Source organism: Amycolatopsis suaedae (genome assembly GCF_004214935.1).
Classification (GTDB): Bacteria; Actinomycetota; Actinomycetes; order Mycobacteriales; family Pseudonocardiaceae; genus Amycolatopsis; species Amycolatopsis suaedae.
The window spans coordinates 101346-113122 of the sequence record NZ_SFCC01000004.1; the positions used below are offsets into that span (position 1 = coordinate 101346).

Annotated in this window: 17 protein-coding genes; 2 read left to right on the plus strand and 15 right to left on the minus strand. The window is 67.7% G+C overall.

All coding sequences use genetic code 11. From position 1 onward, the window contains the following. Complete coding sequence (locus EWH70_RS08870; RefSeq protein ID WP_130475154.1) at nt 1–975, plus strand: hypothetical protein; 975 nt, start codon at nt 1–3, stop codon at nt 973–975. Here EWH70_RS08870 and truA read toward each other — a convergent pair. From truA to secY, 12 genes are all read right to left on the minus strand, one after another. Next, the gene (gene truA / locus EWH70_RS08875; RefSeq protein WP_240686914.1) at nt 915–1835 is read right to left on the minus strand and encodes a tRNA pseudouridine(38-40) synthase TruA; all 921 of its coding nucleotides are present in this window, start codon (nt 1833–1835) and stop codon (nt 915–917) included. The two genes, EWH70_RS08870 and truA, sit on opposite strands and share 61 nt — an antisense overlap. Next, complete coding sequence (gene rplQ, locus EWH70_RS08880; protein WP_130474818.1) at nt 1832–2437, minus strand: 50S ribosomal protein L17; 606 nt, start codon at nt 2435–2437, stop codon at nt 1832–1834. Before rplQ ends, truA begins: the two co-directional genes overlap by 4 nt. A 77-nt stretch (nt 2438–2514) precedes the next feature. Continuing rightward, nucleotides 2515–3591, minus strand: a complete 1077-nt coding sequence (locus tag EWH70_RS08885; RefSeq protein ID WP_130474819.1) for a DNA-directed RNA polymerase subunit alpha — start codon at nt 3589–3591, stop codon at nt 2515–2517. A 115-nt stretch (nt 3592–3706) separates the two neighbouring features. Further along, nucleotides 3707–4315: a 30S ribosomal protein S4 gene (gene rpsD / locus EWH70_RS08890; protein WP_130474820.1), complete on the minus strand. Its 609-nt coding sequence runs from the start codon at nt 4313–4315 to the stop codon at nt 3707–3709. Nucleotides 4316–4338: 23 nt separating this feature from the next. Further along, nucleotides 4339–4743 (minus strand): 30S ribosomal protein S11, encoded by a 405-nt coding sequence (rpsK, locus tag EWH70_RS08895; RefSeq protein WP_130474821.1) that lies wholly within the window; start codon nt 4741–4743, stop codon nt 4339–4341. 19 nt (nt 4744–4762) lie between these two features. Next, complete coding sequence (locus EWH70_RS08900; RefSeq protein ID WP_130474822.1) at nt 4763–4951, minus strand: hypothetical protein; 189 nt, start codon at nt 4949–4951, stop codon at nt 4763–4765. Further along, nucleotides 4948–5328, minus strand: a complete 381-nt coding sequence (gene rpsM, locus EWH70_RS08905; RefSeq protein ID WP_130474823.1) for a 30S ribosomal protein S13 — start codon at nt 5326–5328, stop codon at nt 4948–4950. The genes EWH70_RS08900 and rpsM overlap by 4 nt, the downstream gene beginning before the upstream one ends. 206 nt (nt 5329–5534) lie before the next feature. Continuing rightward, entirely contained in the window at nt 5535–5648 is a 114-nt protein-coding gene (rpmJ, locus tag EWH70_RS08910; protein WP_004558882.1) for a 50S ribosomal protein L36, read from the minus strand. A 40-nt stretch (nt 5649–5688) separates the two neighbouring features. After that, a complete protein-coding gene (gene infA / locus EWH70_RS08915) occupies nt 5689–5910 on the minus strand; it encodes a translation initiation factor IF-1 (protein ID WP_005166804.1) in 222 nt (73 codons plus the stop codon). Nucleotides 5911–6212: 302 nt separating this feature from the next. Further along, nucleotides 6213–6998, minus strand: coding sequence for a type I methionyl aminopeptidase (map, locus tag EWH70_RS08920; RefSeq protein ID WP_130474824.1), 786 nt, complete (start codon nt 6996–6998; stop codon nt 6213–6215). Nucleotides 6999–7033: 35 nt separating this feature from the next. Next, nucleotides 7034–7588 (minus strand): adenylate kinase, encoded by a 555-nt coding sequence (locus EWH70_RS08925; protein WP_130474825.1) that lies wholly within the window; start codon nt 7586–7588, stop codon nt 7034–7036. Continuing rightward, a complete protein-coding gene (gene secY, locus EWH70_RS08930; RefSeq protein WP_130474826.1) occupies nt 7585–8892 on the minus strand; it encodes a preprotein translocase subunit SecY in 1308 nt (435 codons plus the stop codon). The genes EWH70_RS08925 and secY overlap by 4 nt, the downstream gene beginning before the upstream one ends. Before the next feature lie 514 nt (nt 8893–9406). On the opposite strand from secY, the gene EWH70_RS08935 reads away from it, so the two are divergent. After that, on the plus strand, nt 9407–10330 hold the full coding sequence (locus EWH70_RS08935; protein WP_130474827.1) for an SEC-C domain-containing protein: 924 nt from the start codon (nt 9407–9409) through the stop codon (nt 10328–10330). A gap of 155 nt (nt 10331–10485) precedes the next feature. On the opposite strand, the gene rplO is transcribed toward EWH70_RS08935, so the two are convergent. From rplO to rpsE, 3 genes are read right to left on the minus strand one after another with little or no spacing between them, the layout of a single operon-like run. Continuing rightward, nucleotides 10486–10935 carry a 50S ribosomal protein L15 gene (rplO, locus tag EWH70_RS08940; protein WP_130474828.1) on the minus strand — a complete coding sequence of 150 codons (450 nt, stop codon included), beginning with the start codon at nt 10933–10935 and terminating at the stop codon, nt 10486–10488. After that, entirely contained in the window at nt 10932–11117 is a 186-nt protein-coding gene (rpmD, locus tag EWH70_RS08945; protein WP_130474829.1) for a 50S ribosomal protein L30, read from the minus strand. Before rpmD ends, rplO begins: the two co-directional genes overlap by 4 nt. Nucleotide 11118: 1 nt before the next feature. Beyond that, the gene (rpsE, locus tag EWH70_RS08950; protein ID WP_130474830.1) at nt 11119–11766 is read right to left on the minus strand and encodes a 30S ribosomal protein S5; all 648 of its coding nucleotides are present in this window, start codon (nt 11764–11766) and stop codon (nt 11119–11121) included. Nucleotides 11767–11777 lie beyond the last annotated feature (11 nt).

The window sequence follows — 11777 nt, forward strand, 5'->3', positions numbered from 1 at the left end:
GTGACTACCACGACAGTTTTCGAGAACCCCGTACTCAACGACGTATTCCGCGGCTCCGAAGCCCGGGCCGCGGGCATCGTCACGAAAGCGCAGCTCCAGGGACCGAGGTTCCGCCGGCTCTTCCAGGACGTCTACGTCGCCGCCGACGTCCCCGTCACCCACGAACTGCGGTGCCGGGGTGCGGCACTGGTTGTGCCTGAAGACGCGGTGCTGACCGGCAGGTCCGCGGCGACGGTGATGGGCGTCGAACTGGCCAAGCCCTACGATCCCGTCGAGTTCGTCGTACCTGAGGCATCGCGCTTCGGCCCCAAGCAAGGAATGCACGTCCGGCGAACGGAGGTGAAGAAAACCGAGTCCCGACGATGGAACGGCATCAGAATCGCAAAGCCGAGCAGGGTGGCACTGGACCTGTTACTCCGCCTTTCACCACGCACACGCGGGTGGGTACGCCGCCTTCGCATCGGCGTACCCGACCTCGACGCCTTCCTGCGTTTCAAGCGAATACGCAGGCGCACACTGGACAAAATGTTTCACCGTCGGCGAAACCGCGGCATACGGCTCGCCCGAACCGCACTGAACCTCGCGGACACACGCGCCGAGTCCCATCCCGAGTCCGAACTACGCGTGGTCATGCATTTCGGCGGGATCAAGGCCGTCCCACAGTTGACCGTTCGCCGAGGACGAAGACGCATCGCTCGCCTCGACCTCGCCATCGAACCTGAAAAGGTGGCGGTCGAGTACGACGGACGGTGGCACAACGCACCTCGTCAGGCACGTCTGGACGATCTCAGGCGCCGACAACTGTTCGCGCAGGGGTGGCAGTTCGTCGTGGTCACAGCCGAGGACCTCGCCGGTGACTACACGACCCTGCTCGGAAAGATCCAGGCGGGTATCGGCCGCGCCCGCACCAGGGGTCAGGGCGTCTCGATGGGCGACCGCACCGCACGGGTCTGGTCGGCACGGGCGGCTAGCTGATCGTCCGGCGGGTAATCGACGCCCGTCAGGGTCAGCCCGTGTGCGGGTGCGACGGCGCTGTCCCGGACACGATCACCGAGCAGCCGAACGGGCCACCCGGGCGGCCGCCTGCCGTCCCCGACCAGAAGGAGTGCCCCGACAAGACTTCGCACCATCGAATGACAGAACGCATCTGCCGACACCGTGGCCTCGATGAGGTGCTCACCGGTGCGACGCCAACTGAACTGCTGCAGTTCACGCACGGTCGTTCCGCCTTCACGTTGCTTGCAGAACGCCGCGAAGTCGTGCAGGCCCAGTAACTCCGCGGAAGCCTCGTTCAGCCGCTCAACGGACAGCTCACGGCCCCAGGCGAGCGTGTCGAAGCGATGCAACGGGTCAACGCCCCACGGCGCGTCCGAGACGCTGTAGCGGTAGTGCCTGCGGATGGCGGAGAACCGCGCGTCGAATCCTCGCGGCGCCACCCTCGCGCCGAGTACACGCACGTCCGCGGGCAGGTACCGATTCCAGCGGTGCAGCATGCGCCCAAGGTCCGGAATCCCGTCCGCATCGACAGGCAGCCGGCCGGATCGGCTTTCGCCCGCTAAAGCCGGCACGTCGAGGTGGACCACCTGGCCGGTGGCATGCACACCGGCGTCCGTGCGGCCAGCGACGACGACCGAACGGGGCGGTTCCGCACCCGGAGGCTGCTTGGTGAGAGCGTCCTCGAGCGTGCCCTGCACGGTCCGCCTGCCCGGCTGCTTGGCCCAGCCGGAGAAGTTCGTGCCGTCGTAGGAGACGTCCAGGCGCAGACGGACGAGCCCGCCACCCCCGGTGGGGGTGACGGGCTCGCCGGAGAAGGCTTCAGCCGACGTCAACGTCAGGAGTCGGCCTTCTTGGTGTCGCTTTCGCCCGCAGAAGCCGACTCGTCGGCAGCCTCGGGGGCGTCGTCGGACTTGGCCTCGGCGGAGTCGGCGGACTCCGCCGCCGGAGCCTCGTCGGCAGCGGGAGCCTCGGTCGCCTCGGCGGCGTCCGTGGTCTCCTCCGTGGCCTCGGTGGCGGCAGCCTTGGGGGCCTCGTCCTTGGCGAACTTCGTCTTGCGCGCGGCCTGGGCCTCCGCGGTCACCGTCTTCTCGGCCACCAGCTCGATGACCGCCATGGGGGCGTTGTCGCCCTTGCGCGGCACCGTCTTGGTGATCCGGACGTAGCCGCCCTCACGGTCCTCGAAGTGCGGACCGATCTCGGCGATCAGCTTGTGCACGACCGACTTGTTGCGGATGACCCGCTGGATCTGCCGCCGGTTGTGCAGGTCGCCCCGCTTCGCCTTGGTGATGAGCTTCTCGGCGAGCGGACGCACGCGCCGGGCCTTGGCCTCGGTCGTCGTGATCTTGCCGTGCTCGAACAGCGACGTGGCCAGGTTGGCCAGCAGGTGCCGCTGGTGAGCGGCCGAGCCGCCGAGACGGGCTCCCTTGGTGGGGGTGGGCATCGGTTCTCCTAGTTCAGCTTTCCAGCCGCGGAACCAGGTCGCTCCGATGCGTCACCACACCGGAGCGACCACCGGTCCTACAGCTGCTCCGTCTCTGCGTAGTCCTGGCCGTCGTCGTGGCCGTTGTCCGAGATGCCGTCGGTGATGCCACCGCCGACGCCCTCGGACCAGCCCTCACCGTCGTAGCTGACGGCGGCCGCGGTCGGGTCGAACCCGGGCGGGCTGTCCTTCAGCGTGAGGCCGAGGCCGACGAGCTTCAGCTTGACCTCGTCGATCGACTTCGCACCGAAGTTGCGGATGTCGAGCAGGTCGGCTTCGCTGCGCGAAACCAGCTCGCCGACGGTGTGGATGCCCTCGCGCTTGAGGCAGTTGTACGACCGGACCGTGAGGTCCAGGTCTTCGATCGGCATCGCGTAGGCGGCGATGGTGTCCGCCTCCTGCGGCGACGGGCCGATCTCGATGCCCTCGGCGTCGACGTTGAGCTCCCGGGCGAGCCCGAACAGCTCGACCAGCGTCTTACCGGCCGACGCGACGGCGTCCCGCGGCGTGATCGACGGCTTGGTCTCCACGTCCAGGATCAGCTTGTCGAAGTCGGTGCGCTGCTCGACACGGGTGGCCTCGACCTTGTAGGTCACCTTGAGCACCGGCGAGTAGATCGAGTCGACCGGGATCCGGCCGATCTCCGCGCCGGCCTGCTTGTTCTGCAGGGCGGGGACGTAGCCACGGCCACGCTCCACCACCAGCTCGATCTCCAGCTTGCCCTTGCCGTTCAGCGAGGCGATGTGCAGATCCGGGTTGTGCACGGTGACGCCGGCGGGCGGCACGATGTCGGCGGCGGTGACCTCACCCGGGCCCTGCTTGCGCAGGTACATGGTGACCGGCTCGTCCTCCTCGGAGGACACGACCAGCTCCTTGAGGTTCAGGATGATGTCGGTGACGTCTTCCTTCACCCCCGGAACGGTGGTGAACTCGTGCAGCACACCGTCGATGCGGATGCTGGTGACCGCCGCACCCGGGATCGACGACAGCAGCGTGCGACGCAGCGAGTTGCCGAGGGTGTAACCGAAGCCGGGCTCCAGCGGCTCGATGGTGAACCGCGAACGGGTCTCGTTGACCGTCTCCTCGCCGAGGGCCGGTCGCTGGGAAATCAGCACTTTCTTGTTCTCCTTGTCCTGCCGACGCCCGCCATATGACGTCGAGAGGTGGCGTAGCGGCGGCGCACTCGGCGGCGCCGCCGCTCGATCCCCACCGGGCGAACCCGGCCAGGGGTCAGTTCTTCGAGTAGTACTCCACGATCAGCTGCTCCTGAACCGGAACGTCGATCTGCGCCCGCTCCGGCTCCTGGTGCACCAGGACGCGTAGGTTGGACTGCACGACCTGCAGCCAGGCCGGGATCGGGCGGTCGCCGAAGGACTCCTTGGCGGCGACGAAGGGCAGCATCGGCATCGACTTGGGACGCACGTCGATGATGTCGAACTTCGAGACGCGGAAGCTCGGGATGTTGACCTTCTTGCCGTTGACCAGGAAGTGGCCGTGGCTGACCAGCTGCCGGGCCTGCCTGCGGGTGCGGGCGATGCCGGCGCGGTAGATCACGTTGTCCAGGCGGCACTCGAGCAGCTGCAGCAGGTTCTCACCGGTCTTGCCGGGGCGCCGCACGGCCTCCTTGTAGTAACGGCTGAACTGCCGCTCGAGGATGCCGTAGGTGTGGCGGGCCTTCTGCTTCTCCTGCAGCTGGAGCAGGTACTCGCTCTCCTTGACCCGGCCGCGGCCGTGCTGGCCGGGCGGGTACGGGCGGCGCTCGAAAGCCTGGTCGCCGCCGATGAGGTCAACCTTCAGGCGACGCGACAGACGCGTCGCGGGGCCGGTGTAACGAGCCATTGGTGCTTACTCCTCCCCGTTCCTCAGACCCGGCGCCGCTTGGGCGGGCGGCAGCCGTTGTGAGGCTGCGGGGTCACGTCCTGGATGATGCCGACCTCGAGACCGGCCGCCTGCAGCGAACGGATCGCGGTCTCCCTGCCGGAGCCGGGGCCCTTGACGAACACGTCGACCTTCTTCATGCCGTGCTCGGCGGCCTTGCGCGCCGCGTTCTCGGCGGCCATCTGCGCCGCGAACGGCGTGGACTTGCGCGAGCCCTTGAAGCCGACGTGCCCGGACGAGGCCCAGGAGATCACGGCACCGTTCGGGTCGGTGATCGACACGATCGTGTTGTTGAAGGTGCTCTTGATGTGCGCGTGGCCGTGGGCCACGTTCTTCTTTTCCTTCCGCCGGACCTTCTTGGCCCCGGCGGTGCGAGACTTGGGTGGCATGTCTGGGTGATTCTCCTCGTTAGCGCGAGTTCTGCTGGTGAGCGGCGGCCGCTTCGCGCTGCCCGCGCCGGATCACGGAACCGGCGTCGGTGTACAGCTCACGCAGGGCCATGGGGCGGGCGTAGAGCGCCGTCGGCGAAACGCACGAAGCCGTGCCGCGGCGCTGAGCACCGCCGATGTGCACGACCTTCTTGCCCCGGACGCTCACTTCTTGCCAGCCTTCTTCTTGCCGGCGACCGTCTTCTTCGGGCCCTTGCGGGTGCGGGCGTTGGTCTTGGTCCGCTGACCGCGGACGGGAAGACCGCGGCGCCACCGCAGCCCCTCGTAGCACCCGATCTCGATCTTCCGACGGATGTCGGCGTTCACCTCGCGGCGAAGGTCACCCTCGACCTTGAAGTTCTCTTCGACGTAGTCCCGCAGCTTCACGAGGTCGTCGTCGCTCAGGTCCTTGACGCGGGTGTCCGCGTTCAGGCCCGTGGCGCCGATGAGCTCCTTGGAGCGGGTACGGCCGATGCCGTAGATGTAGGTAAGCGCGATCTCCAACCGCTTCTCGCGGGGGAGGTCTACGCCAGCGAGTCGTGCCATTGGCGTTGGTGCTCCTTGTCGGTGTGTTCGTCTCTCCAGGTCTGCTCCCCGCCCGGTCCCGGGACCGACTCGCTGTCGTCCCACCGGCTTACGCTGGTGGTGTCCCGGCCCCGGCCTGGAGTCCGGGGGTGAACCAGGCCCGTCAGGGCCCGGCAGGTTCGGGGAGTTGTGTAGCCGTCAATCAGTGGCCGACGTGTGCCCGGCGATCAGCCCTGCCGCTGCTTGTGCCGCAGGTTCTCGCAGATCACCATGATCCGGCCGTGACGGCGGATCACCTTGCACTTGTCGCAGATCTTCTTGACGCTCGGCTGGACCTTCACGTCTCCTGCTTTCCTGCTGTGTGTGCTTCGCCTGACCAGATCACTTGTAGCGGTAGACGATGCGACCACGGGACAAGTCGTAGGGCGAGAGCTCCACGACGACCCTGTCCTCGGGCAGGATGCGGATGTAGTGCTGCCGCATCTTGCCGCTGATGTGTGCAAGGACCTTGTGGCCGTTCTCCAACTCGACGCGGAACATCGCGTTGGGAAGCGGCTCGACTACGCGGCCTTCGACCTCGATGGCCCCGTCCTTCTTGCCCATGTCCTCCGCGTTTCGTGATTCGGTTGAGCGTGAGTGCTTGCCTTCATGTGCGACGCGCGTGCCGCCCCGACTCCAATGCCGCGAGAAAATTCACGAGCGCGCTGGACCCGGCGAGACACATACGCCGACTTGACAGTGTACGCAACCCGTGTTGAAGACCTGAACCGGGGGTTGTGTGTGCTAGCGCACGGTGGCCGCCCGGAGGCCCTGGTCACCCTCCAGTTTACCACCGGATCAGCGTCGACCACGCAGAGTCGCGAAGCACCATACGTCCCGTGACCGCCGGGTCCCGGGAGGCGTCTTTAGCCCGCTAAAGCCGACTCCTCGGGCGCGGTCAGGACCCACGGGCCGTCCTCGGTGATGGCGACGGTGTGCTCCCAGTGGGCGGCGCGGGAGCCGTCGGTGGTGATGACCGTCCAGCCGTCGTCCAGCTCACGGGTCTCCCCCGTGCCGAGCGTCAGCATCGGCTCGATCGCCAGCGCCATGCCCACCTTCAGCCTGGGCCCCTTGCCCGGCTTGCCGATGTTCGGCAGGAACGGCTCCATGTGCATCTGGCTGCCGATTCCGTGACCGCCGTACTCGACGATCATCCCGTAGTCGATCCCGTCGGCCATCGCCGCCTGCTCGGCCGCCGTCTGCACGGCGAAGGAGATGTCGGTGAGCCGCCCGTCCGCCCGCACGGCTTCGACACCGGCCCACATCGCGGCGCGGGTGGCGGCCGACAGGGCCGCGTCCTCGGCGGACACCTCCCCGACCGCGATGGTCACTGCCGAGTCGCCGTGCCAGCCGTCCAGAATCGCCCCGCAGTCGACGGAGATCAGGTCACCGTCGGCCAGCTGCCGGGACGACGGGATGCCATGCACGATCTCCTCGTTCACCGAGGCGCAGATGGACGCGGGGAAGCCGTGGTAGCCCTTGAACGACGGCACCGCGCCGGCGTCCCGGATCGTCTGCTCGGCCAGCTCGTCGAGCTCCGCCGTGGTGGAACCGGGTTTCGCCGCCTCAGTCACCAGGGCGAGCGTGCGGGCGACCACAAGCCCGGCCGCCCGCATCGCCTGGAGCTCACCGGGTGACTTGACCTCGATCATGCGTCCGCGCCGGAACAACCGTTGCCAGCCGCCGTTCACCCGCGGTCGTCGAGTGCGGACAACACGCGCTCGGACACCTCGTCGACGCCACCGACACCGTTCACGGTGACCAGGATGTCCGCGTAGTACTCGAGCAGCGGCGAGGTCTCGGACCGGTACACCTGCTGACGACGCCGGATGACGTCCTCGGTGTCGTCCGAGCGCCCCCGCGACAGCAGCCGGTCGACCAGGACGTCCTCCGGGACATCGATCTGGATGACCGCGTCGAGGCTGACGTCGGCGTCGGCGAGCATCTGGCCGAGGACCTCGGCCTGCTTGGTCGTGCGCGGGAAGCCGTCGAGCAGGAACCCGACCTTGGCGTCCGGCTCGGCCAGCCGCTCCTTGACCATCTCGTTGGTCACCGAGTCAGGGACGAGCTCGCCCTCGGCCAGGTAGCGCTTGGCCTCCAGGCCGAGCGGCGTCTCCTCGCCCACGTGCGCGCGGAACAGGTCACCGGTCGAGATGTGCGGGACACCCAGCCGTTCCGACAGGGCGCTGGCCTGCGTCCCCTTGCCGGCACCCGGCGGACCCACCAGAACCACGCGGGTCACTTGAGGAATCCTTCGTAGTTACGTTGCATGAGCTGGCTTTCGATCTGCTTCACCGTGTCGAGGCCGACGCCGACCATGATCAGCACCGCAGTGCCGCCGAACGGGAAGTTCTGGTTCTGGCCCTGGCCGGTGAGCGACAGGAAGAAGTTCGGCAGGATCGCCACGATGCCCAGGTAGATCGACCCCGGCAGCGTGATCCGGCCGAGCACGTACCTGAGGTACTCGGCGGTCGGGCGGCCCGGCCGGATGCCCGGGATGAACCCGCCGTACTTCTTCATGTCCTCCGCACGCTCGTCCACGTTGAACGTGATCGTGATGTAGAAGTACGTGAAGAAGATGATCATCGCGAAGTACAGCAGGATGTGCAGCCAGCTGGACTGGTCGACGATGTAGGTCCGGATGAAGACCTGCCATCCGGAGTTGGCGTTCTGGTCGCCGATGAGCCGCGAGATGAGGTCGGGCAGGTACAGCAGCGACGAGCCGAAGATGACCGGGATGACACCGGCCTGGTTGACCTTGATCGGCAGGTAGGTCGACGTGCCGCCGTACATGCGCCTGCCGACCATACGCTTGGCGTACTGCACCGGGATCCGGCGCTGGCCCTGCTCGATGAAGATGACGCTGGCGATGATGACCAGGCCGAACAGGCAGACGAAGGCGAAGACGAGGCCGCCGTTGCGGTCCAGGATGTTCGCGCCCTCCGCCGGCAGGATCGCGGCGATGTTCAGGAAGATCAGCACCGACATGCCGTTGCCGACACCGCGCTCGGTGATCAGCTCACCCATCCACATCATCACGGCGGTGCCCGCGGTCATGGTGACCACGATCAGCGCCAGCGTGTAGATCGAGTTGTCCGGGATCACCGGCTGGTCGCAGTTCTGGAACAGCTGTCCGCGGTCGGCCAGCGCGATGACACCGGTGGCCTGCAGGATCGCCAGCGCGATGGTCAGGTACCGGGTGTACTGCGTCAGCTTGTTCTGGCCGGACTGGCCCTCCTTGCGCAGTTCCTCGAACCGCGGGATCACGACGCCGAGCAGCTGGATGATGATGCTCGCGGTGATGTACGGCATGATGCCGGTCGAGAAGATCGACAGCTGCAGCAGCGCGCCGCCACTGAACAGGTTCAGCAGTGAGTAGATGCCACTGCTCTCGACCTGCGCCTGGCACGCCTCCACGTTGGGGTAGGACACCCCCGGGGCCGGAATGATCGTGCCGAGACGGTAGACCGCCACGATCATCAACGTGAAGAGGATCTTCTTGCGCAGGTCCGGCGTCGCGAGAGCCGAGCGGAAGGCGCTGAGCACGCGGGGGACCTCCTCGGCGTCGCCGGCTTCGTGCCGACGATCGGCTTGGCCGGCACGAGACCGGCGGGAACACATACTCGCTGGCAGGCAAGCCAGGAACGCTTCCGGGCACAGGTGTCCCGAAGCGTGTCGCCGACTCTAACAGCCTTACCGTTCGTGATGACCAGCACGTGCCAGGTTTTCGCTGGCAGGATCCTGGTGACGGTGGCGGTACGTCGCCGCGCGAATGGGCCGTTCGGGGTGCCCGCGTTGATTTCCTTGCCGCTGGCGGGCATCCGGTGCCAGGTCAGACGATCGTCACCGCCCGGGCGGACGGTGTACGCCCCGGCTGAGGATGTCGTCGTGCACTTACTTTCCGTGACAACGGTCTGTTCGCCTTGGGCGGAACCACCCGGCTGGCCTACGCCGTCTTTCGCGGGCTAAAGCCGCCTGCGGGGCCGTGGCGACTTTAGCGGACTAAAGCCGGTCCCGGCTCGGACGGCGGCGCGCTCGGTGACGCGGCGATCGCGATAGCGTGCGGGTGGTGCAGGCAAACCCGAACGCCGACATGGCGGAAGAACTCGAAGCCGAACTGGCACTTCATCCCGAACAACGAGGTCAGATCCTGGTAGAGGCGGCCGGGGCGTGGCATCGGGCCGGTAACCAGGAACGCTCTGCTGAGCTGCTCACGCAGGCGATAGCCCTGGGCGGCGAGGACGGCGGCTGCGCCCGAGTGGCGATGGCCGAGTTCCTGTTCGCTCTCGACCGCGAGGCGGAAGCCCGGACCCAGCTCGCCGAGCTGCGACAGTCGCGCCTTCCATCGCCCATTCCCCATCACCTGGCCGCGGAGCTGCTGAGCCAGCGCGGCGAGTATCAGGAAGCACTGACCTGGTTCAACACGGCCGTCTCCAGACTGACCGAGCAGGACATGGCCGAACTGACCGCGGACTTCGGCTTCGCTTCCCTTGCCAACGCCATCCTCACCGGCCGCGGGGACGTTCGCCAGGCACTCAGGATGCCCGCCGATGAGCTCGACGAGTCAGTCCTGCCTCTGCCGGACCAGACCGAGGAGCTGTTCAGCAGGCTTCCTCATGACCCGCCGGCAGAGTTGCAGGTCCTGTTCTGGCCCCGCGACCAGATCCCCCTGGCTCATGCCCACTGGCCACAGCTGGTCGAACGCACCGACGTCGACCTCATCTGCGCGGACCGTGAGGCCGACAACCGCGAGCTGTCCGAGGCCGGGGTCAGCCGGATCGTCATGGTGCCGTTGACCGCCGCAGCGCTACAGGACTTCTGCGCCCGAACTGGCCGTGACCCCCTGGACGGGGACACCCGCATGGCCTGCATGAACGAGCTCGCCGACGGCGGCAACACGATCAGCTGGCCGCCGACTCGGAACGCGCCGTGCTGGTGTGGCTCGGCCAGCAAGTACAAGAAGTGCTGCGGCCGTCCACTCTGACGTCCGGAACCGTCTTCAGCCCGCTAAAGCCGACGTGGGGCGCGGGGGCGGCGGGCGGCGGCTTTAGCGGGCTAAAGACGGCGCGCGGGGTGGGCATGAGAAAGGCCCGCCGGGTCTTGGGGGACCTGGCGGGCCTTTCTGTGGGGCGTGGAGAACTAGGCCGTCTCGGTGGCCGTGCCGCCGGCCGCCTCGAGCTTCTCCTTCGCCGAAGCGGAGAACTTGTCGGCCGTGACGTTCAGCTTGACGCCGTTCACGTCACCGGTGCCGAGCACCTTCACCAGCTTGCCCTTGCGGACCAGGCCGCGGGCGGCCAGGTCCTCCGGACCGACCGTGCCACCGTCGGCGAACACCCGGGCGATGTCGCCCACGTTCACCGGCTGGTACTCGGTGCGGAACCGGTTCTTGAAGCCACGCAGCTTCGGCAGCCGCATGTGGATGGGCATCTGCCCACCCTCGAACGCGGCGGGCACGTTCTTCCGGGCCTTGGTGCCCTTCGTACCGCGCCCGGCCGTCTTGCCCTTCGAACCCTCACCGCGGCCGACCCGGATCTTGTCCGTCTTGGCGCCGGGCGCCGGCCGCAGGTGGTGGATCTTGATGGCCGTCATGACTTGACCTCCTCGACCTCCACCAGGTGGCGGACCGCGTTGATGAGGCCACGCACCTCGGGAGTGTCTTCCCGCACCACCGACTGGCGGATCTTGCGCAGCCCGAGGGTGCGCAGCGACTCGCGGTGGTTGTGCTTGGTGCCGATCTTGCTCTTGACCTGGGTCACCTTGAGCTGAGCCATGTCAGACCCCCTGCCCCGCACGCTGGCGCAGCATCCGGGCCGGAGCGACGTCCTCGAGCGGCAGACCACGACGGGCCGCCACCTCCTCCGGACGCTGCAGGCTCTTCAGAGCGGCGACGGTCGCGTGCACGATGTTGATCTGGTTGTCGCTGCCGAGCGACTTGGAGAGCACGTCGTGCACCCCGGCGCACTCCAGCACCGCACGCACCGAGCCACCGGCGATGACACCGGTACCGGCGCTGGCCGGACGCAGCAGCACGACGCCGGCGGCGTCCTCGCCCTGCACCGGGTGCGGGATGGTGCCGGCGATGCGAGGCACGCGGAAGAAGTTCTTCTTCGCCTCCTCGACACCCTTGGCGATGGCCGAGGGCACCTCCTTGGCCTTGCCGTAGCCGACACCGACCTGGCCGTCGCCGTCACCGACGACAACCAGCGCGGTGAAGCTGAACCGCCGGCCACCCTTGACCACCTTGGCGACGCGGTTGATCGCCACGACGCGCTCGAGGTGCGGGGTCTTGTCCTGGGCCGCCCCGCCACGGCCGCCGTCGCGCCGGTCCCTGCGGTCGCGGCGGTCATTGCGGTCGCGATCGCCGCCCTGCCCGCCGGGTCCGCCCTGGCCGCCGCCGAATTGCCGTGTACGTCCCGGCATCAGGCTGTCCT

Excerpts from the sequence above, each read along its gene's own strand:
- rplQ (WP_130474818.1), bottom strand. The coding sequence starts at position 2,437 with ATGCCCACCCCCACCAAGGGAGCCCGTCTCGGCGGCTCGGCCGCTCAC.
- rpsD (WP_130474820.1), bottom strand. The coding sequence starts at position 4,315 with ATGGCTCGTTACACCGGCCCCGCGACGCGTCTGTCGCGTCGCCTGAAG.
- rpsK (WP_130474821.1), bottom strand. The coding sequence starts at position 4,743 with ATGCCACCCAAGTCTCGCACCGCCGGGGCCAAGAAGGTCCGGCGGAAG.
- rpsM (WP_130474823.1), bottom strand. The coding sequence starts at position 5,328 with ATGGCACGACTCGCTGGCGTAGACCTCCCCCGCGAGAAGCGGTTGGAG.
- infA (WP_005166804.1), bottom strand. The coding sequence starts at position 5,910 with ATGGGCAAGAAGGACGGGGCCATCGAGGTCGAAGGCCGCGTAGTCGAG.
- map (WP_130474824.1), bottom strand. The coding sequence starts at position 6,998 with ATGATCGAGGTCAAGTCACCCGGTGAGCTCCAGGCGATGCGGGCGGCC.
- rplO (WP_130474828.1), bottom strand. The coding sequence starts at position 10,935 with ATGACGGCCATCAAGATCCACCACCTGCGGCCGGCGCCCGGCGCCAAG.
- rpmD (WP_130474829.1), bottom strand. The coding sequence starts at position 11,117 with ATGGCTCAGCTCAAGGTGACCCAGGTCAAGAGCAAGATCGGCACCAAG.
- rpsE (WP_130474830.1), bottom strand. The coding sequence starts at position 11,766 with ATGCCGGGACGTACACGGCAATTCGGCGGCGGCCAGGGCGGACCCGGC.